Consider the following 20,246-nt stretch of genomic DNA (forward strand, 5'->3'; position numbering starts at 1 on the left):
TAAAGGCGGCGTGACTGGCGTTTCGGGCGTAGTCGGCGCTACCGGTTGGCTCAGGGTTTAGGCAAAAAACTCGCTGGTCTCGCTGTTGCGGATCTTCGTCAGATACACAATGTTCGGCTGCGTGTTGATGGCTTCGATAACCTTAAAGGCACGTTCGCCATCCTCGCGGCGCCAGATCTGCGCCACACGGGAGTTCGGGTCGCGCAGGTCACCAAACACAATGGCTTGAGTGGGGCAGGACTGCGCACAGGCCGTCACTACTTCCCCGTCCTGCGGGCGGCGCTTCTCTTTCTTGGCTTCCAGCTTACCCAACTGAATACGCTGCACGCAGAACGAGCACTTTTCCATTACACCACGGGCCCGAACCGTTACATCGGGGTTCAGCACCATACGGCCGAGGTCGGTGAACATGTGACCGTTCACGGTTTCAAACTTCTCGTTGGCGTAGTACGAGAACCAGTTGAAACGACGCACTTTGTAGGGGCAGTTGTTTGCGCAGTAACGCGTACCCACACAGCGGTTATAGGTCATCTGGTTCAGACCCTCGGTGCTGTGGGTAGTAGCCAGTACCGGGCATACCGTTTCGCACGGAGCGTGGTTGCAATGCTGGCAGAGCATGGGCTGGAAAATCACCTGCGGGTTGTCCGAAGGGTCTTCCATGTTGGCATAGGTAGCCAGTTTGCCTTCCGTCTCAAACTCGTCCTTGTGGTGGTTCGAGCTGTAGTAACGGTCGATACGCAACCAGTGCATTTCGCGGCGGTTGATTACCTCCTGCTTACCCACCACGGCCACGTTGTTTTCTACCTGACAACCCACTACGCACGAGCCACAGCCAATGCACGAGTTGAGGTCGATGGCCATGCCCCAATGGTGGTTCTTATACTCGTAATCCTGCCACAACGAAACTTTGTTGGGCTTCTCACGACCTTCGGGAGTAGAGATTTTATCGTACTCCGTTACTTCTTTTGGATCCTTGCGGTACTGCGCCAGCGTCGATTCCTGCACCACCGGCTTGCGGTCCATGATGGTGTGGTGCGTCTGGGTCTGGGCAATCGGCTGATTAGCGCCGGTCTTCTCAATGGTAACCACCGTGTTGAAGGCCAGAGCACCGTCGCGAACCACGCCCAGCGGGTAAGCATTAGCGCCTACTTTGTCACCTACTTTGCCCGATTTCTCGCGACCATAACCAATAGCTACACTTACGGCACCTTTGGCTTGGCCGGGCTGTACGAGTACTGGTACTTCAATCGACTTACCGTTAGCCGTAACCTTTACTACATCACCTTGCTCCAGACCTTTTTCTACGGCCATGGCACGTGAAACCATGAGGTAGTTACCCCAGGTAGCCTTCGACACGGGGTCGGGCAGTTCCTGCAGCCACGGGTTGTTTGCGTGGTAACCGCTACCAATGGCTACTTTTTCGTACAGTTCCAGCTCAATACCGTTGCCGGCACGCTGACCTGCAATGGCTGCAGCAGCTTGGCCAGCATCGACAGCAGCCCCCAGTTGGGCCTGCGGAGCGGGGCTCAACGTACCAGCAGCTACGCCGTCGTGTACGGCTTTGTCCCAACCGGCTTGGAAGTTACCACCAAGCACGCCGCGCCAGTTGTTGCGCAAGTAATCGTAGTACTTCACTTGGCTGCCCATCCACGTCAGCAGACTTTCCTGAGCCTGACGGGTTTTGAACAACGGGGTAATAACCGGCTGCGCCAAGCTCAACGCACCACGCTTCGGCTCGAAGTCGTTCCACGACTCCAGCCAGTGGTGGTCGGGGCACTGGTACTGCGTTAGTGAGGTGGTTTCGTCCATCCGTTCGTTGAACGAAATGGTCAAACCAACTTTCTTGTCCTGCAGTGCTTTTTGAATCTGAGCACCCAGCGGGTGGTCGTAAACGGGGTTGGCGTGGTAGAAAATAACCGCGCCCACGGTGCCGTTGGTAATGTCGTTAACGAGACGCAGCATGCGGGCGTCGTCGCCTTGGCGCATGTACGAAGGGGCAGCAGGGTTGATAGAGGTACCAACGTTGCCCAAGGCTGCGTTGATAGCTGCCACCAGTGCCTGAACACCAGCATCGTTCGATCCACTAACCACGAGGCTACGGCCGCGAGCAGCTTGCAGCTCGCCAGCTACCTTATCCAAGGTAGCGTTCTTGTATGTGGAGGTAGCACCACCACCTACAATGCGGTTGTAAAGCGCCAAAACAGCGGCAGGCTGTTCCGAAGGCTTCAGCGGCACGCGTACGTCGGCGTTGGAGCCCGTAAGCGACATAGCGCTTTCGAACTGGTAGTGCCGCGACATGTTGCGGTTCTCGCTCGATACCTTCCGGTTCTGGATGTACTGGTGCGCAAACTCAACCGGCGAAAGCCAAGTACCGAGGAAGTCGGCGCCAAAGCTCACGATTACGTTGGCCTTGCTGAAGTCGTAACCTGGTACCACACCCCCGTTGGCACGCAACAGCCCCGATTGGGAGTGCGCATCATACATCACGTGTTCGGCACCGCCGAAGCGTGCAGCAAACTCCGCAATTACCCGCTTGGTGCTGGGGCTGATGATGGTAGGCGATACGATGGCCACGCGACCAGTTACGCCGGCCAGCTTGGTGCGAATCTCCTTATCTACCTGGTCCCGATCGGCCGGTTTGCCATTGATGGCAAACGACTGCAGACGGCTGTTGTCGTAGAGGTTCAGCAGCGAAGCCTGACCCCGGGCCGAAAGGCCACCGCGGGTTACCGGCGACTCCGGGTTGCCTTCCACTTTAATCGGACGGCCTTCGCGCGTCTTTACCAGCACGCTGTTATAGTCCTCGCCGGTGAAGTAGGTAGACGCGTAGAAGTTGGCAATGCCCGGATCTACTTCTTCGGGTTTGTTCAGGTAAGGAATGGCTTTCCGAACCGGCGCTTCGCAGCTAGCCAGCGTGGCGGCAGCCAAGCCAAAGCCCATCAGCTTGAGGAAGTCGCGGCGGGGCGCTACCGTCTCGTCCGACGAGGGGTGGCTATCCTTCACCGGCAACGAGCCAAACTCGCTAAAGGCGTTGTGCAGAAACTCCGGCGAGTTTTCGAGCTCCTCGATTCCCTTCCAGTACTTAGGCGACTCTTGCATTTCGTTAGTAGTCGGTATTAGGCAGTGAGTGTTGAGTTGGCTGTAGCGTGGAGCAGTTCCGGTCGCTCAGCACTCAGGTCTCAGTACTTTCAAATTAGTAGTGGCACTTCGAGCATTCCGTACCGCCGTTCGACGATACCGTGAAGGGAGCTGCCGCGTTAGCGTTGTCGTGCAGCTTCACGAGGTTGTCGTAGTAGCCGTTGTTCTTGGTGTTGAGCGGCGTTTCGCGGTGGCAGTTGATGCACCAGCCCATGGTGAGGGCCGAGTATTGGTACACTACTTCCATGTTCTGAATCGGACCGTGGCAGGTCTGGCACTCAATACCACCTACCTGCGTGTGCTGGGCGTGGTTGAAGTAAGCCAGATCGGGCAGGTTGTGCACGCGCACCCACTGAATGGGCTGCTGGCGCTGAATGGCCCGGTAGATTTTCTTGATTTCCGGCGACGTCGTCTTGATCTGCGAGTGGCAGTTCATACAGATATTGGCGGAAGGAATGTTAGCCGATTTGCTCTTGTACACCGAAGTGTGGCAGTAAGCACAGTTGATTTGATGCTCACCAGCGTGCAGCTTGTGCGAGAAGGCAATGGGCTGAGTCGGCTGGTAGCCCTGCTGCAAGCCTACAGCCATGATGCTTTGCAGCGAGCTGTATAGCACCACTAGCACGAAGAGAGTAACAGCAGTGCGGGTCAACCATTTGGAGCGCAAAATGCCACCCCAGTCGGTTTTTTGCTCAAGGACTTCCAAGTCACGGCCATCAAGGTCTTTGCGGCCGCGCAGCACGTCTTTCATGATGTTGGCAATGATTACCAACGTCACCACCAGCACGATCAGGACTACCACGAGCACCATCAGTACGGCGTTCATGTACTTGCCAGCGCCGCCTTCAGCGGTTTCGGTGTTGTCGCCAGGCGCAGGCACTGCGGTACCTCCACCTCCCGTAGGAGCGGCAGCTACTTTACCTTCTTCAGCTTTTACATAAGCCAAGATGGAGGTGATTTCCGCGTCGCTCAGAGCGAAGCTGGGCATCTGCTGCTTCTGGTACTCGTTAAAGATTTTCACCGCGTACTCGTCGCCGGCGGCTACCATTTTGCTGGAATTCTTGATCCAGCTGATGAGCCAAGGCGTAGGGCGGCGCTTGTCGATGCCAGCCAGGGCCGGGCCTACCACCACTTCATTAATACCGTGGCACTGGGCACAGTTACCTTTGAAAAGGGCATCACCGGCGGCAATAGCGGCGGCATCACCGGCGGGAGCGGCAGTGCCTGCTGCCGCAGGGGCAGCAGCGGCCGGCGTTGCGCCGGGGGTCACACCTTCTTTACTTACTGTTGCGGCGTCTTGCGCGGCCACTTGGCCAACGGCAGTAAACGTCAGGAACAGAGCAAGAAACCAGTGTGAAAAGGGACGTAGTCGGAAGCTACTCATTGCAAAACGTGCTGAGAAAACGTAAAAGCAGGGCGCTTTAGGGCCACAAATGTAGCCCACGAACGCCAGACAACAAACCGGGATTGGCTAATTTTTGGCCTTTAGCGCCTGCTTAGAATGATTCTAAGGGCTTATCCCGACACCTTATTATATAGCACTCCTTCTAGTAGTCTTGCTTTCTAGTGGGAGTACAATTTCTCTCTTCTGTGGTCCTACTAGAGTGTTAACTACCTACATGCCCGAAGGTTTGGCAGTTGGCAATCAGTTTATTGCCTCGGCATTTCGGGAAAATATTTATTACTCACTACTCGTGCCAAGCCGGAAAAGCCTTACCTTTGCCGGCTCATTCATCGTCTCACTTACAAATCTCTGTTCCAACATGGACAACAGAAACTATGAGACCGTCTTTATTCTGACGCCCGTTTTGAACGACGCGCAGGTTCAAGAGACGATCGAGAAGTTCACGCAGGTGCTTAAGGAAAATGGCGCCGACCTTCTGAACACGGAAAACTGGGGCCTGCGCAAGCTGGCCTACCCGATTCAGAAAAAATCGACCGGGTACTACTACCTGGTAGAATTCACTGCTCCCACCACGGCTATCGACGTGCTGGAACTGGCTTACCGTCGCGATGAGCGCGTTATCCGCTTCCTGACCACGGCCCTCGACAAGCACGCGGTGGCCTACAACGAGCGTCGTCGCAAAGGCGAGCTGAAAGAGCAGAAAGCAAAGTCCCAATCTGAAGCTGTAGCCCAGTAATATGAGCCTCGCTAACGAACGCATCCACAAGCAAGAGCAGCGCACCAAGTACTGCCGCTTCAAGAAGGCTGGCATCCGCTACGTCGACTACAAAAACCCGGACTTTCTGTTGAAGTTCGTGAACGAGCAGGGCCGCATTCTGCCCCGCCGCATCACGGGCACCAGCCTGAAGTTTCAGCGCAAAGTAGCTCAGGCCGTAGCCAAAGCCCGTCACCTGGCCATCATGCCCTACGTGGCTGACCAGCTGAAATAGTCTTCCACCTGATAACGACGACCGACTAAGATGGAAGTAATCCTGAAAGACGACGTAAAAGGTCTGGGCTACAAGAACGACATCGTTAGTGTGAAGCCTGGTTACGGCCGCAACTACCTGCTGCCCCAGGGCATTGCAGTGCTGGCCGACAAGACCAACAAGAAAATCGTAGCCGAGAACGTGCGTCAAGCCGCTCACAAGGCCGATAAAATCAAGGGTGATGCGCAAGGCCTGGCCGACCGCATCGGCGATACCACCATCGAAGTTCCGGCTAAGGTGGGCGAATCGGGCCGTATTTTTGGTCGTGTAACCACCCTGCAGATTGCCGACGCGTTGAAAGCCAAAGGCTTTGACGTGGACCGCAAGCGCATCAGCCTGGACTCTGAGCCGGCTAGCATTGGTGAGTACACTGCTACCATCGACCTGCACCGCGAAGTGAAGCACAAGCTGCGTGTAAACGTAGTAGCAGAGTAAGCTGCCTGCTTCAGCCATTTTTGAAAGCCCTACCCTCGTGGTAGGGCTTTCTTTTTTCCAGCCAAACTTACCCGCAGTACGTACGTCGGTTACAGGACAAATCGGCGTTGGTTTTGGCTAAACGCGCCGCGTTGCGTAGGTTGCTTGTCCATTGCGCGGCGCTAAAGCCGCATTTGCGAATGTTTCGGACTGAATTAGCTATAAAACCCGACCCGCAGCCGCTTTCCGTTGGAGCGCGGGTCTTCACCATCGGTTCGTGCTTTTCCGATGTTATCGGGGCGCGCCTGGCGGCACACAAAGTTGCCTCGCAGGTTAATCCTTTCGGCACGGTGTTCAATCCGCTTTCGGCGGCAAAGCTGCTGCGTGCCGCGGCCGGTGAAGAAGTAGACTGGCAGCAGCACGTGGTGGAAGCCCGTGGCCGCTGGCAGAGCTACGACCTGCACGCCAACTTTGGGGCTGACTCGCCGGCCGAGTTAGTAAAGCGCATCGAGGAAACGGTGGCTTCGGCCGCTGATTTTCTGCGCACCGCCGATGTTGTGGTATGGACGCTGGGCACGGCTTTTAGCTACCACCTGCGCGATACGGGTGAACTAGTAAACAATCTGCACAAGCTGCCTGCGGCTAGGTTCGAGAAAGAACTGTTATCGGCAGAAGACATTGTGACGGCCGTAGCCGAAACCCATGCCTTGCTGCGGCGCCTGAACCCCAAAATTCGGCTGGTGCTAACCGTTAGCCCGGTGCGGCACCTACGCGACACTTTGCCCCTGAACTCGGTGAGCAAATCGGTGCTGCGCATTGCTTGCCATTACTTGGCTGAGCTATTGCCCGGCACTACTTATTTCCCGGCCTACGAGCTGGTGCTCGACGATTTGCGCGACTACCGCTTCTACGGAGCCGATATGCTGCACCCGTCGGAGGTAGCCGAGGATTACGTATGGGAGAAGTTCATGGGAGCTTACTTCGACGAAGCCTTCCGGGACTTTGTATTCGAATGGGACGCCATTCAACGCTCGTTGGGCCACCGCCCCCTTCACGAAGGGGCCCCGGAGCACCGGCATTTCCTGGAGCAAACCGAAGCCCGTTTGCAGCGCCTGTCCAACGTAGTGAACGTGCGGCAGGAACTGCGTGAACTGCATAAACGGATTGTTGCGCTGCCGCCGCCTAAACCCGTGGTTCAGCCCGAAGACGAGGACGACGAAGAGCGCATCGATATCGGTGAAGGCTCAGCACCCGTATCTGAATCGGCCAAGAGACCTGCCGCCAGCGAAGCAGACGAGCCACTTGCGCAGGAGGTGTTTGACTGGGCTACAGCCTTGGCTGAGGAACAAACCGTGGCACCTTCGGTGAGCGTACCGGAGGCAGCTGCAGAAGCGCAGGAAGCCGAAATTGACGAAGAAAACGACTTCTTTGAATTTGTGGCGGGTAGTTCCCTCGACGAGCCGCAGCAGGTAACCGCTGCGGAAAACGCCGACGAAGAAGCCCCCAAACGGCGCAAGCGCAAGCGCGGCGGCCGCAAGCATAAGCGCGGCAACCGCGGCGAAGGCCAACCAGCCGAAACGGTGGAAAGCGAAACTGTGGACGCCATTCCGGTTGATGCCTTAGCGGTAGAAATTACGCCGTCGGAAACCAATGGCGCAGCTTCGGAGCATGAGCCCGAACCAATTGAAATGGTTTCGGAGGCAAAAGCACCTGAAGTAGCTGCGGTAAGAACCTCAAAATCCCGGCGTGGTCGGCGCAAAAAGCCGGCACCGTCAGCGGAAACCGTGGCCGAGACGCCTGCTGCACCAGTGGCAGAAACGGCGTCGATTGTTTCGGAATCCATTTCGAGTACCCCGGAAGCTAACATCGAGATTGAAACATCGGTTGCGAAGCCCAAAAAAGCATCTACCCGAAAGCCCGCGCGCAAACCCGCTCCGGCCCGGCCCCGTCCGAACCGCCAGGCCACGGCTGGCCTGGAGCCAGCGCCGCCGGTAGCCCCGCCTGCTCCAGCGCCGGAGGTTCCCCCAGCTGCCGAGGCGGCACCTGAGCAAGCCGCTGCCCCACGGCGGCGAGCAGCACCGCGCCGCAAGCCAGCAGTTGCGGCCGCAGTAGCGGCAGCAGCTTCGGAATTGGCGCCGCCCGTACCGCCTGCGCCGGCGTCAACTTCAGAAACGGCTCCGGCTGCACCCAAGCGGCGCGCCCGGCCGCCACGCCGCAAACCCGACGCGCCCGATGCCTCTTAACCATTGCCAAACCCGGTCCCACACGACCGGGTTTGTCTTTTAGTGGCTGTTACGCGTATTCCGTTAGCCCTCCTCCCCTACCTCGCCATGAAAACTCCCGTTCCATCTGCACAACCGAACCGCCTCATAACCGAAACCAGTCCGTACTTGCTGCAGCACGCTTACAACCCGGTCGATTGGTATCCGTGGGGGGAAGAGGCGCTGGAACGGGCCCGACAGGAGCATAAGCCCATCTTGGTCAGCATCGGTTATGCAGCCTGCCACTGGTGCCACGTAATGGAGCGCGAGTCGTTTGAGCACGAACACATTGCGCAGGTTATGAACGAGCGGTTCGTGTGCATTAAAGTGGACCGCGAAGAACGGCCCGACGTGGACCAGGTATACATGGACGCCGTGCAGGCCATGGGTGTAGGTGGCGGCTGGCCGCTAAATGTATTTCTGACGCCGGAGGCCAAACCGTTTTACGGTGGTACTTACTTCCCACCGAAAGGCTGGTATGAGCTGCTGCAACAGGTTTCGAACGCCTACGCGAGTGAGCATCGGTTAGAGCTGGACAGATCGGCGGAAGACTTTGCGCGGGTTCTGCGGGCCTCTGATTTGGAAAAGTACGGCGTGCAAACCGCAGCCGGAGCCGTGAACCGCCAAAAACTCCAACTCCTGCTAGCGAACCTCGAAAAGCGCTTCGACCGAAAACTTGGTGGCACTAGCCGGGCACCCAAGTTCCCGATGCCCACCATCTGGCGGTTTCTGCTGCGGGCCCACCTGCTAACCGGCAACCACCTGCTACTGACTCAGGCCCGCCTCACGCTTACCGAAATGGCCCGAGGGGGCATTTATGATCAGATTGGGGGCGGTTTTGCCCGCTACTCGGTGGATGAAGAATGGCTGGCACCCCACTTCGAGAAAATGCTTTACGACAACGGCCAACTCGTAAGCCTATTCGCCGAAGCGTATCAGGTAACCCAGGATGAAGAATACCGCGCCGTGGTGCGCGACACCATTGCCTTTGTGCAGCGTGAATTATTAAGCCCTGAAGGCGGCTTTTACGCTTCCCTCGATGCGGACAGCGAAGGTGTAGAAGGCAAGTTTTACGTGTTTACCTGGCAAGAGCTGCACGAGGTACTCGGCGACGAATCGTCGATGGCAGCGGCTTACTACAACTGTACGGCGGAGGGCAACTGGGAACACGGCCAGAACATTCTGCACCGTCGTCAATCAGACGTCGATTTTGCTGCCGTGCACCAACTCACGCCCGTGGTTCTAAATGAGTTGGTACGAGGCTGGCAGCAGAAGCTTCTTGCTTACCGCAGCCAGCGGGTGCGGCCGGGCCTCGACGATAAAATTCTGGCCGGCTGGAATGCCTTGATGCTGCGCGGCCTCTGCGACGCCTACCGCGCTTTTGCCGAGCCCCCATACCTAACGCTGGCTTTGCAGAATGCGGCATTCATCGAAACCAACCTCGTACGGGCCGATACGGGCGGATTATGGCGCACCTGGAAAGCCGGCCGCGGCAGTGTAGCCGCGTTTTTAGAGGATTACGCCCTTCTGATTGATGCCTACATCAGCTTACACGAAGTAACGTTTGACGAAAAATGGCTGCGCCGTGCTCAGCAGCTCACTGAATATGTGCTGACCAACTTCGCCGACGGAACCGGTGACCCGCACCTGTTTTACACCGATGCCACCGGTGAAACGCTCATTGCGCGTAAAAAGGAGCTGTTCGACAACGTGATTCCAGGCTCGAACTCCGTTATGGCTCACAACCTGCTGCGGCTGGGCACCTTGCTTGAGACGCCGGCGTGGCGTGAACGGGCGGCGGCCATGCTGGCTCGCGTTCAGGAATTGGCCGTAAAAGAGCCACAGCATCTTTCCAACTGGGCCTCATTGTACCTAAGCCACCTGGCGCCGCTGGCCGAAGTAGCCATCGTCGGCTCCGAGGCAGAGCAGCTGCGTATGCAGCTCAGCCGCCACTCGTTGCCTAACGCAGTGCTTACAGGCAGCACAACCGAAAGCATCCTTCCGCTGTTGCAAGACCGCATGCAAGCCGGAAAAACCACCGTGTACGTGTGCTATAACCACGCCTGCCAGCAGCCTGTGTATACCGCTGCCGAAGCCCTAACGCAAATCCAGGCCGCTGTTCTGCCCGAGTAAAGCCGTTTTGGCAGCTTAGGAGTTGTCGGCGGATGCTGAAAAAGATTGGTCGCTTTGCTGCTTAATTCGCCGACGATACCGGGCAAGGACGCTTTGGCAGAGCCAAATTTTCAGCATCATTACTGTTTTCGGTGGTCTATCTTTGTTGTTCGCCGCCCCCGAATCCGTGTCGCAGACCCAGCTGTTTATCCTTCCCGACTCCGAGCCTACCCCGGCTGTGGACCGCATTACGTTGTTTGCCGACGTGGTGCTGCCCCTGCCGCTGCCCAAGCTCTATACTTACCGCGTGCCTTACGAGCTGAACGACCAAGTAGTGGTTGGCGGAAGGGTGCTGGTACAGTTCGGGGCCAAGAAAACACTGAGCTGCATAGTGGCGGCCGTGCACGAAACCGCGCCTAAAGACTACCAGGCCAAGTACATTCTGGAGTTCATCGACGATGCGCCGGTTGTTACCCAGCCGCAACTGAAACTCTTCCGCTGGATTGCGGAGTACTACTTGTGTACGCTTGGCGAAGTAATCAATGCGGCATTGCCCTCGGCGCTCAAGCTCAGCTCTGAATCCCGGGTACAACTGCACCCGGCTTACCGGCGCGATGAGCACCCCTACCCGCTTTCGGAGCAGGAGGACAAAATCGTGGATGCACTCAGCACCGAAGAGGGCAAAGCGCTTACCTTCTCGGAAGTAGGCGAAGTGCTCGGCATCAGCTCGTTTCACAAGGTGATTAAGAGCCTGATGCAGAAAGACGTCATCTTTCTCTTCGAGCACATTGCCGATAAATATTCGCCCAAAGTGGTGAAGAAGGTGCGCTTGGCTCACCATTTCGTAAGCGAAGCAGCGCTGGAAGGATTATTTGAGCAGCTGGCCTCCAAAGCCAAGCAGCTCGACGTACTGATGCGCTACATCCAGCGCGTGCCGGTGTACCAGAACGAGCACCTCAACCACCGCGGCATCGAGAAGGCCGCACTTACCAGCAGTCCGCACTTGTCGCCCTCGGCGGTGAATACGCTCATCAAAAATGGCGTATTAGAGCAGTTCGACCAGATTGTGTCGCGCTTTCCGATGGACGACGGCGCCGACCAGCAGATGCCGTTTGCCCTGAGTGAGGGCCAGCTCTCGGCCCGCAACGAAGTGCTCGACCACTTCCAAAAGAAGGACATCGTGCTGCTGCACGGCGTTACCGGCTCGGGCAAGACGGAGATTTACATCGACCTGATCAAGAACGCGCTGGAAGGTGGTGGCCAGGTGCTGTATTTGCTGCCCGAAATTGCCCTTACGGCCCAGATTGTAACCCGCCTGATGCGCGTGTTCGGTACGCGCCTAGGCGTGTACCACTCCAAGTTCTCCGATAACGAACGGGTGGAGGTATGGAACGGCGTGCTTTCCGGCCGCTTCCAAGTAGTAGTGGGCGTGCGCTCGGCCGTGTTCCTGCCCTTCGACAACCTCTCGCTGATTGTGGTTGACGAGGAGCACGAGTCCAGCTACAAGCAATACGACCCCGCCCCGCGCTACAACGCCCGAGAAGTAGCTTTGATGATGGGCACCTTTCAAGGCGCCAAAATTCTGCTGGGCTCGGCTACGCCGTCGGTAGAAACCTACTACCAGTGCCGTGCCGGCCGCTGGGGCCTGGTTACCCTCACCAAACGTTTTGGCGAAGCGGGTTTGCCCGACATTGAGCTGATTGATACCCGCCGGAACGTGTCGCCAGGACCGAACGGGCAGGTAAAACGGCCCACTCACAACTTCACACCCGAGTTGACCACGGCCATTGAAGGCCGCCTAGCGCAGCAGGAGCAGGTAATTTTGTTCCAGAACCGCCGCGGCTACTCGCCCTTCATCACTTGCCTTGATTGCGGCTGGATACCCAAGTGCAAGAGCTGCGCCGTGAGTCTAAGCTACCACAAGCACGCCCACGAGCTGCGCTGCCACTACTGCGGCCACCACGACCAGATGCCACGCGAGTGCCCGGCCTGCGGCTCTATGGCCCTTCGTATGATGGGTTTTGGCACCGAACGCATTGAAGACGACCTGAAGATTATGCTGCCCCAGGCCATGGTACAGCGCATGGACCTGGACACTACCCGCGCCAAAAACGCCTACCAGCAAATCATCAGCGACTTCGAGCAGCAGCGCACCAACGTGCTGGTGGGCACCCAAATGGTGACCAAGGGCCTCGATTTCGGCAACGTGAGTTTGGTGGGCATCATCAATGCTGACTCCATCATTCACTACCCCGATTTCCGGGCGCACGAGCGGGCCTACCAGATGTTCGTGCAGGTGAGCGGCCGCGCGGGGCGAAAAGGGAAGAAGGGCAAGGTGATTATTCAGACCGGCGACCCGCAGCAGCCCATTTTCGATAAGGTGATGCGCAACGACTACGTGGCGTTTTACGAGTACGAGCTGGAGCAGCGGCGTGAACATTTGTACCCGCCGTTTGCACGCGTAATCAAGATTACGGTGAAGCACGTGGATGAGCGCGGTGCCCAGGAAGCCGCTATTAAGCTGGTTATTGAGCTGGTGGAAAGGCTGGGCCGCGAGGCCGTGCTGGGCCCCGAGGCGCCGTACGTCTTCCGCATCCGCAATTTTTACCTGCAGGAAATTACCATCAAGCTGAGCCGCGAGCATACCGTGCTTAAGCACGCCAAAGGCCAGATTTTAGAGGCCATTAACCTCATAAAAGCCGACAAGGACCACAAAGGCGCGCGCATTGCCGCTGATGTGGACCCGATGTAAAATCAGCCACTTACCAAACCGCAACACCCCGACGATGTGCCAGTCAGCATATCGTCGGGGTGTTGCGGTTTGGGCGCGCCTTGAACGTATATGTTGCGCTAAAGTTTATCACATAACCGTGCATCACATCATTATGTGGTGAAAACATAAGACCGGAAGTGGTTTGACCGGCCGATTATCTATCTATATTGCCACCGAATTGCGGGAAAATTCATTCTTACACCCGTTTTCCTATTTGAGGATCTTCTTTTCTACTTCTTCCTTTTTTTCTTTACCAACTACCCCTATGGGCAAAATCTCCTCCCTCCTGACGACCGCACTGGCTGTTGTGTCGCTGGCTTCGTGCAGCAAGGAAAGCTACACGTTCCGCAACTCCACTCCTTACGGCGCTACCTACACGGCTGCTACCAAGACGGCCCCTGTAACCGAAACCACAGAAGCTACAGCTCCTGAGGCTGCAGCCAAGCCAGAACTGACGGCTTCGGTAGCTCCGGTAGCAACGAAAGCTGCCGCCAAGCGCGCCTACATGGCTCCGGTTAGCAAAAAAGCCACGGCTCCGGCGGTTGCCAAAGCCGCTCCAACCAAAGCGGAGGTAAAGGAAGCCAAAGCCGCCGTAAAGGCGATGCACAAAGCAGCTAAGCAAGCCAAGGCGGCTTCCCCCATGGCTGCTACCGGCAAAAGCCAGCTTGTAGCGGCTCTGCTCTGCTTTTTCCTTGGCGGCTTGAGCATTCACCGCTTCTACCTGGGCTACACCGGCCTGGCTATTCTACAGATCGTGACCTGCCTGCTCGTCTTCGGCTTTATCTGGGTTCTGATTGACTTGGTACGTATTCTCACCGGCGACCTGAAGCCTAAAGGTGGCGAATACGAAAAGACGCTGTAAGTCTTCTTCGTAAATACGAAAAAGCCCCCGCTGCTCTGGAGCAGCGGGGGCTTTTTAATTAGCGCAAACCGTTAGGTTATACTTCTTCCAGCAAGCCAAGTACGAGGAATACCACGCCAATAATGGCCAGAATGTATCCCAGCAGGCCAAATACGATACCTACTACCAGACCTACCAACAGAAAGATGATGCCCAGCTTGATGTAGCGGTTCACGGCCTGCGTATCGTCGGCGGAGGCTACGTCGCGGTGCTTTTGCACCTGCGCTTTGGCGGCCAGTTTGTCGGCTTTCTTCAGGATTTTATTGATGGCCATGCGTTGCACCGGGTTCAGCTTGGGAGCGGGGGCCGCAGTGGCCGAACGCGGGGCCGTTACGGCAGCAGTGCTGGGGGCTACCCGAGCGGCTGGAGCTACCGGAGCCGTTACCGCAGCCGGAGCGGGCGCCTCAGCGGGCGTAGCGGTTGCTGCAGCGGCGGGCGCGGACTGCACGGCTACGGCGCGGTGCGCGTCGCCGTGGTACGAGCTGGTTTTGGGAAGCATGGCGTACTCGCCGCGGCTGCAGCTCGCAAGCGAGGCCGCAACTACTGCCCCGAAGGCAAGCTTATTGATCAGTTTGGCAACGTGCTTCATGGGTCATTGGGTTGGTGAAAAGGAACAATTTTGCGGTGTTGTACGAGCCGAAAGTAAAAACTGGCGGAAGATATCGGGCGAAAACGATGTATTAATTCGTTTGCTACCGGGTATTACCTCATCGTTTTCAGGCAACTAGCTGAGAAAAGAAAATACCTGAAAGCCTCTCAATACCCTCTCTAAAGCGGTTTTACTGACGGGTTTGCCTCCGGATTCCTCGTGTGAAATATATCCGGGCTACGCACGCAAACCGAACGCGGGGGAATTAGGCGTTGTTAACTGCCTGCGTATTTATTTGCAGCCATATATGCTCCTTCCGTTCCGTCCACTTCTACGCGAGGCCTTGCCAGGCCTTGTTCTCGCTCAACTCCTGGCCGCGTCGTGCGCGCAACCGCCCATGGAAAGCAAGGCCGCTGCCAGCGTGCAGGGCCGCTCCGATGTGGTACCCGATACGGCCGGTTACCAGCGCCGCGCCCCTCAAGACCCTAACGGCATTGGCAAGTACTACCTGAACCGGCAAATTGCCCACGTAATGGGCCACGAAGGAGCCGGCTGGCTGGAGCGCTCCAACCGGCAGCAGCAAGAAGGCACCGATGTTCTGCTTCGAGAATTGCAGCTTCGGCCTACGGACGTGGTTGCCGACATTGGGGCCGGGACCGGCTACTTTACCTTCCGCATCAGTCCCATGGTACCGCAAGGCAAGGTATTGGCCGTGGACATTCAGCCCGAAATGATTGCCGCGCTGAACAAAACCAAAGGGCAAAATGCCGCTGCTAACGTGGAGCCGGTGCTGGGAACCGTAAGTAACCCCAACCTGCCGGCCCAAACGGTGGACCTGGCACTCATTGTGGATGCCTACCACGAGTTCGACCACCCAAGGGAGATGATGCGTGCCATTCGCAATGCCTTGAAGCCCGGCGGGCGACTGGCTTTGGTGGAGTATCGGGCCGAGGACTCGAATGTGCCCATCAAACGAATTCACCGCATGAGCGAAGCCCAGGCTCGGCGCGAAATGGAGGCCGTGGGCTTGCAGTTCGTGGAAAACCGCACCAGCCTGCCGCAGCAGCACCTGCTGATTTTCCGCCGACCGCAGTAGCATTTGTTGCCCGGCGGCGTGCCTTACCTTTGCCGCCTATGCAGCCCGTCGACCCTCGCCTGCTCGCCATTGGCGACTACACCTATGATTTGCCGGCTGAGCGCATTGCGCCCGAGCCCCTCCCTAACCGTGACGCCTCGCGCCTGCTGGTTTGCCGCCAGGGGCAGTTGACCGACCGGGTTTTTCGCAACCTACCCGCCGAGTTGCCGCCCGATGCGCTGCTGGTGTTTAATAACACCAAGGTAGTGCGCGCCCGCCTGTACCTAAACAAAGCTTCCGGCGGCCAGATTGAGCTGTTCTGCCTGGAGCCAGTTGCGCCGCACCGCGCCCTGGAGCAGGCTATGCAGCAAACCGGCAGCTGCACCTGGCGCTGCTTGGTGGGCAACGGTAAACGTTGGAAAACGGGGGCCATCAGCACCGATTTTACCACACCTGATGGGCAAGCAGCCCAACTCCAGGCGGAGCGCGCCGCAGCGGAAGATGGCAGCGCCCTTATTCAGTTCAGCTGGCAGCCGGCTCCGTTAACCTTTGCCCAGGTGCTGAGCGGTGCCGGCAAGCTGCCGCTGCCCCCTTACCTTAACCGCCAGTCCACTCCTCAGGACGACGTGCGCTACCAAACCGTGTACGCCCAGCACGAAGGCGCCGTGGCTGCGCCCACCGCTGGCCTGCATTTCACCGATGCCGTGATGGAGGAACTTCGGCAGCGCGGAATTAGCTCGGCGCAGCTAACCTTGCATGTGGGCGCAGGCACGTTTCAGCCCGTGAAAGCCGACCGCATGGCCGACCACGCCATGCACGCCGAGCCTATTAGCGCCGAGGCCGCCTTGCTTCGGCAGCTGCTGGCCCACGCGCCCCGCCCCGTTATTGCGGTGGGCACCACCAGCTTGCGCAGCCTGGAAAGCCTGTACTGGCTAGGCCGGGAGCTGCACCTAACCGGCAAACTTCCGGAACTACTCACCCAGTGGACACCATATCAGGAAAACACTGCGGCCGGCGAAGTTTCAACGGAAACTTCTTTGCAAACCCTATTACACTACCTGACCGACACGGGCTCCGATACCATACAAGCCAGCACGCAGCTACTCATTGCGCCGGGCTACCGGTTTCGGGTAGCGCAGGGCCTGATAACGAACTTTCATCAGCCCGAGAGCACGCTGCTTCTGTTGGTTGCGGCTCTGCTAGGCTCCGGCTGGCGCAAGGTTTACGACCACGCTCTGGCCCACGACTACCGGTTTTTGAGCTACGGCGACAGTTCTCTTTTGCTGCCGTAGTATCCTTACTTGCCAGAAGCGCGTATGAGGCTCGATACTTAAATCGACCCTACCCATGAAAAAGATACTCATGCTTCTGTCGGCCGTTGCGCTGACCAGCGTTTCAGCCTTGGCTCAAACCGGCACTACTACCTCCTCTTCTACCACCAGCGGCACCACGTCGGGCACCATGAGCACGACCTCGGGTACCACTACTACTGGAACCACCACTGGAACTACTACCACGGGCACTACCAGTGGCAGCAGCACCTCTGGCACCATGTCGGGCTCTTCGGACTCGAACACCGGCATGGGCACTACTACCACCACCGAAACCACTACTACCGACCGTACGAAAGCGGGCCAAGCCATTAGCAACACGGCCAGCGACACCAAGCGTGTAGGTAAGAAAGTGGGCCGCACGGCTGGCAAAGGCGTGAAGAAAGTGGGCCGTGGTGTGAAGAAAGGCGCCAAGAAAGTAGGCAACAAAGCCGAGGACATTGTAGATTAGCCTAACACACCAATAAAAAGCCCCGTTGCATAATGCAACGGGGCTTTTTTAGTTATGGGTCCTATTTGCTTACTGACCGACCAGAAACACCGCGTTGGTAAACATCAGCTTGCCGGCCTGCCAAAAACCCCGAAACAAGGGGTTATCGGCCAAATACACGACGTGGCCGCGGCCCATTTCTTGGTGAGCTAATACCACGGTATCGTTGAGCTTACGACGGGCCCCGCTCCCGGCGAAGCCAGCCGTGTACTCGTTTTTCTTGAGCACGCCTACGTTCCAGCTGCCTTCGCCCAGAAACTGGTAGTTAAGCGGGTTGCGCACCAGGGCGTAGTAAGTATTGCCGTAACCAAACGCCAGCGGGTGCGAGTTATCGAGGCGCACGCGGTACACGCTGCCTTGCACTTGCTCGCCAATGGCTTCGCGTTCGGCATCGGCGTAGCGGCGCAGGAGGCGGTACGGGTCGGCTTTTTTGGTTTTGGCCGAATCGGCGGACTTCACTTTCAGGGCGAAGTCTTTTTTGCCGGCTAAATGACTCATGGCGCCTTCCAGGGCAATGAGACGGCCGCCGCCGCGCACCCAGGTTTTCACGTTTTCGAGCTGTTTCTCCGTCAAAATATTTGTGTAGTCCCCGTCGGGCAATACCAGCACGTCGAACTTGCCCAGCGGCACCGAAGCAAAGTAATCGGAGCCGATGACGGTGACGGGGTAGCCGAGCTGCTGCTCGAAAAAGTGCCACACTTCCCCGAAGGCCGTGGGCGTAATGCCCGCTCCGGCCAGCACCGCCACGTTCGGGCGGCCCACGGAATGCACGTACCCCGAACCGATGTCGTAGCCTTGGGTGGAGAAGCCCGATTGCACGGCCGTTAGCTCGGCCCCTACGGAATCGGCCATGGCGCGCACCAGCGCATCGAAGCGGGAACCGAGGGCCTCGTTGCCGGTGCGCGGAATAACCAGTGTACCCGATTGAAACTGTTGTTCGCCAGCCTCAAATCCTTTTTGGGCTACCCGCACCCGTACCTGCCGCTGCAGCAAGGCCGCAAGCAGGCGAGCATCGCGGCTGGAGTTCCAACGTGCGATGTAGGCGTAGGGCTTCTCAATTACCGCTTGTTGCCGGGTTTTGCCCGCCGGCGCAGGCGGCTGTGAGCTAACCCCGCTCAGCCTTTCTTTCAGGGCATAGCCTTGCAGGCCGTAAGCGTAGGGCAGCGCCCAGGCGGTAATGTCGTAGGTGAGGGAGTCTTCCAGCGCGGGGCTGGGTTCGAACAGGACTTTCACCAGCGTTGATTTCGGCTGGTACATGCTCACCACCACGTCGGTGGGCTTCAGCGTAAGTGACCCGGCCTGCCCCGTGGCGTAGTCGAAGCCGCGTAGCTTGCGCTGTTTGCCCACGTATCCAAACTCAATTTGCTGGCGGCGCAGGTAGTCGGTAAGTGGACGCAGCTGATCATCGGAGCCGCTTACCACGAAGGTTTTGTAGGTACCGCGCGGCTTGGTACGCGCATCGGTGTAATACTTGGTGAATTCGCGCAGCAGCGGTTTCTGGTTGTCGGCGGCTGCCCGAATGGTGGCCAGACTGGCGGCGTAATGGTGGTCGATGCGCTGCACAAGCGTGAGCGTATCACCGTCGGATTTGGTGACGCGTACGCCGGCCCGGCCCGAGCCGCCCTGCTCATAGGTCATGCCAATGGCGCCGTTAAACGAGGGCCAGGTGTCGCCGTAGCTTGGGTAAAACAGGTCGAAGGTTTCGCGAGTGAAGTACAGCCAGTTGTTCTGGTCGAACACCTTGCGGTTGTACTCGCCGATGGTGCCCTGAAACTTGCGCTGCCAGTCGGTAATGTCTTCGTGATAAGGCTTGGCCGCGGGCGAAAAGTAATAGGGGTCGTCGATGCCCATCTCGTGAAAATCGGCGTGTACCTGCGGCAGCCATTGGTTGTAGAGCTGCACGCGCTGCCGGCTTTCCTGCTGCGTTTGCCAGGCCCAGTCGCGGTTTAAGTCGAACAGGTAGTGGTTGAAACGGCCGCCGGGCCATGGCTCGCGGTGCTCCCAGCTAAGCGGCGACACGTTGGTGGGCGTGCCCGCTTTCTGGCCGTACCACTGCACGTACCGCTCGCGGCCGTCGGGGTTCACGCAGGGGTCGATGAGCAGGACCACGTGCTCCAGCCATTGCTGCGCATCCTTGTTTTGCGCATTGCTCAGGTCGTAGAGCACGCGCATCACAGCCTCGCTCGACACGGCTTCGTTGCCGTGAATATTGTAGCTGAGCCACACCACGGCGGGCTGGTCGGCGGTCGGGGTAGCGGCCCCCTTCTCCAGGCCGGCGAGCTGCAGGTTTTGGCGTCGGATGTCATCGAGGCGTTGCAGGTTGCGCGCCGAAGCTACCTGCACTACTTCCAGCGTACGGCCTTCGTAGGTTTTACCGTAGGGCTGAATGCGCAGGCGGTCGGGGGCCTGCTGCGCCAGATGCGCCACGTAGCGCAGCAATGACTCGTGCGACGTGAAGCGGCTGCCCAGCGGATACCCTAGAAACTGTTCGGGCGTAAGGGGCGCCTGTTGCGCAAAACCGGTGCTGGCTGTGCTTAAACTCACCAGCAGCAGGCCGGCTTTCAGCAAGCGCGTAAAGCGTTGTATCATCTTCGAATAAAGCGAAAAAGAACCTACTGGCAGGTTCGGATGCCCGCGAAAGTACGGCTAACTCACGCTGCTGCCACAGCTGCTTGCCGGGCCTGCGTGGCGGCGCAACGTTTGCTGCGGTAAAATTCCGCGTATTTGCG

14 protein-coding genes are annotated in these 20,246 nt (G+C 58.0%); 10 read left to right on the plus strand and 4 right to left on the minus strand.

The genetic code is table 11. The annotated features are described in order from the left end of the window. Positions 1–57: 57 nt before the first annotated feature. Positions 58–3,099: a TAT-variant-translocated molybdopterin oxidoreductase gene (locus tag ABD903_RS03830; protein WP_345221557.1), complete on the minus strand. Its 3,042-nt coding sequence runs from the start codon at positions 3,097–3,099 to the stop codon at positions 58–60. Positions 3,100–3,193: 94 nt separating this feature from the next. Then, the gene (locus ABD903_RS03835) at positions 3,194–4,522 is read right to left on the minus strand and encodes a cytochrome c3 family protein (protein WP_345221559.1); all 1,329 of its coding nucleotides are present in this window, start codon (positions 4,520–4,522) and stop codon (positions 3,194–3,196) included. A 379-nt stretch (positions 4,523–4,901) separates the two neighbouring features. Between ABD903_RS03835 and rpsF the strand changes: the two genes are divergently transcribed. The 7 genes from rpsF (at position 4,902) to ABD903_RS03870 (ending at position 13,993) form a co-directional block, all read left to right on the plus strand. Next, positions 4,902–5,279 (plus strand): 30S ribosomal protein S6, encoded by a 378-nt coding sequence (gene rpsF, locus ABD903_RS03840; protein ID WP_345221560.1) that lies wholly within the window; start codon positions 4,902–4,904, stop codon positions 5,277–5,279. Between the two features lies 1 nt (position 5,280). Continuing rightward, complete coding sequence (gene rpsR / locus ABD903_RS03845) at positions 5,281–5,532, plus strand: 30S ribosomal protein S18 (protein WP_151077796.1); 252 nt, start codon at positions 5,281–5,283, stop codon at positions 5,530–5,532. Positions 5,533–5,562: 30 nt separating this feature from the next. Then, positions 5,563–6,006: a 50S ribosomal protein L9 gene (rplI, locus tag ABD903_RS03850; protein ID WP_345221566.1), complete on the plus strand. Its 444-nt coding sequence runs from the start codon at positions 5,563–5,565 to the stop codon at positions 6,004–6,006. Between the two features lie 179 nt (positions 6,007–6,185). Further along, complete coding sequence (locus ABD903_RS03855; protein ID WP_345221567.1) at positions 6,186–8,228, plus strand: GSCFA domain-containing protein; 2,043 nt, start codon at positions 6,186–6,188, stop codon at positions 8,226–8,228. An 87-nt stretch (positions 8,229–8,315) separates the two neighbouring features. Further along, a complete protein-coding gene (locus tag ABD903_RS03860; protein WP_345221569.1) occupies positions 8,316–10,379 on the plus strand; it encodes a thioredoxin domain-containing protein in 2,064 nt (687 codons plus the stop codon). A 166-nt stretch (positions 10,380–10,545) separates the two neighbouring features. Continuing rightward, entirely contained in the window at positions 10,546–13,110 is a 2,565-nt protein-coding gene (gene priA, locus ABD903_RS03865; protein WP_345221571.1) for a replication restart helicase PriA, read from the plus strand. Positions 13,111–13,396: 286 nt separating this feature from the next. Beyond that, a complete protein-coding gene (locus tag ABD903_RS03870) occupies positions 13,397–13,993 on the plus strand; it encodes a TM2 domain-containing protein (protein WP_345221572.1) in 597 nt (198 codons plus the stop codon). A 76-nt stretch (positions 13,994–14,069) separates the two neighbouring features. On the opposite strand, the gene ABD903_RS03875 is transcribed toward ABD903_RS03870, so the two are convergent. Beyond that, entirely contained in the window at positions 14,070–14,621 is a 552-nt protein-coding gene (locus tag ABD903_RS03875; protein ID WP_345221573.1) for a hypothetical protein, read from the minus strand. Positions 14,622–15,018: 397 nt separating this feature from the next. On the opposite strand from ABD903_RS03875, the gene ABD903_RS03880 reads away from it, so the two are divergent. Genes ABD903_RS03880 through ABD903_RS03890 form a run of 3 tightly spaced genes read left to right on the plus strand, consistent with a single transcriptional unit; the run spans position 15,019 to position 17,478 of the window. Next, a complete protein-coding gene (locus tag ABD903_RS03880) occupies positions 15,019–15,717 on the plus strand; it encodes a class I SAM-dependent methyltransferase (protein ID WP_345221574.1) in 699 nt (232 codons plus the stop codon). A 38-nt stretch (positions 15,718–15,755) separates the two neighbouring features. Continuing rightward, positions 15,756–16,988, plus strand: coding sequence for an S-adenosylmethionine:tRNA ribosyltransferase-isomerase (locus ABD903_RS03885; protein ID WP_345221575.1), 1,233 nt, complete (start codon positions 15,756–15,758; stop codon positions 16,986–16,988). A 55-nt stretch (positions 16,989–17,043) separates the two neighbouring features. Beyond that, entirely contained in the window at positions 17,044–17,478 is a 435-nt protein-coding gene (locus tag ABD903_RS03890; protein ID WP_345221577.1) for a hypothetical protein, read from the plus strand. A gap of 69 nt (positions 17,479–17,547) precedes the next feature. Here ABD903_RS03890 and ABD903_RS03895 read toward each other — a convergent pair whose 3' ends face one another. After that, entirely contained in the window at positions 17,548–20,106 is a 2,559-nt protein-coding gene (locus ABD903_RS03895; RefSeq protein WP_345221578.1) for a M14 family metallopeptidase, read from the minus strand. Between the last annotated feature and the right edge of the window lie 140 nt (positions 20,107–20,246).

Origin of the sequence: Hymenobacter koreensis (assembly GCF_039541855.1) — a bacterium.
Lineage (GTDB): Bacteria > Bacteroidota > Bacteroidia > Cytophagales > Hymenobacteraceae > Solirubrum > Solirubrum koreensis.

What these genes read in the sequence shown, in the direction of transcription:
- ABD903_RS03830 (WP_345221557.1), bottom strand. Translation starts at nt 3,099, where the DNA reads ATGCAAGAGTCGCCTAAGTACTGGAAGGGAATCGAGGAGCTCGAAAAC.
- ABD903_RS03835 (WP_345221559.1), bottom strand. Translation starts at nt 4,522, where the DNA reads ATGAGTAGCTTCCGACTACGTCCCTTTTCACACTGGTTTCTTGCTCTG.
- rpsF (WP_345221560.1), top strand. Translation starts at nt 4,902, where the DNA reads ATGGACAACAGAAACTATGAGACCGTCTTTATTCTGACGCCCGTTTTG.
- rpsR (WP_151077796.1), top strand. Translation starts at nt 5,281, where the DNA reads ATGAGCCTCGCTAACGAACGCATCCACAAGCAAGAGCAGCGCACCAAG.
- rplI (WP_345221566.1), top strand. Translation starts at nt 5,563, where the DNA reads ATGGAAGTAATCCTGAAAGACGACGTAAAAGGTCTGGGCTACAAGAAC.
- ABD903_RS03855 (WP_345221567.1), top strand. Translation starts at nt 6,186, where the DNA reads ATGTTTCGGACTGAATTAGCTATAAAACCCGACCCGCAGCCGCTTTCC.
- ABD903_RS03860 (WP_345221569.1), top strand. Translation starts at nt 8,316, where the DNA reads ATGAAAACTCCCGTTCCATCTGCACAACCGAACCGCCTCATAACCGAA.
- ABD903_RS03870 (WP_345221572.1), top strand. Translation starts at nt 13,397, where the DNA reads ATGGGCAAAATCTCCTCCCTCCTGACGACCGCACTGGCTGTTGTGTCG.
- ABD903_RS03875 (WP_345221573.1), bottom strand. Translation starts at nt 14,621, where the DNA reads ATGAAGCACGTTGCCAAACTGATCAATAAGCTTGCCTTCGGGGCAGTA.
- ABD903_RS03880 (WP_345221574.1), top strand. Translation starts at nt 15,019, where the DNA reads ATGGAAAGCAAGGCCGCTGCCAGCGTGCAGGGCCGCTCCGATGTGGTA.
- ABD903_RS03885 (WP_345221575.1), top strand. Translation starts at nt 15,756, where the DNA reads ATGCAGCCCGTCGACCCTCGCCTGCTCGCCATTGGCGACTACACCTAT.
- ABD903_RS03890 (WP_345221577.1), top strand. Translation starts at nt 17,044, where the DNA reads ATGAAAAAGATACTCATGCTTCTGTCGGCCGTTGCGCTGACCAGCGTT.
- ABD903_RS03895 (WP_345221578.1), bottom strand. Translation starts at nt 20,106, where the DNA reads ATGATACAACGCTTTACGCGCTTGCTGAAAGCCGGCCTGCTGCTGGTG.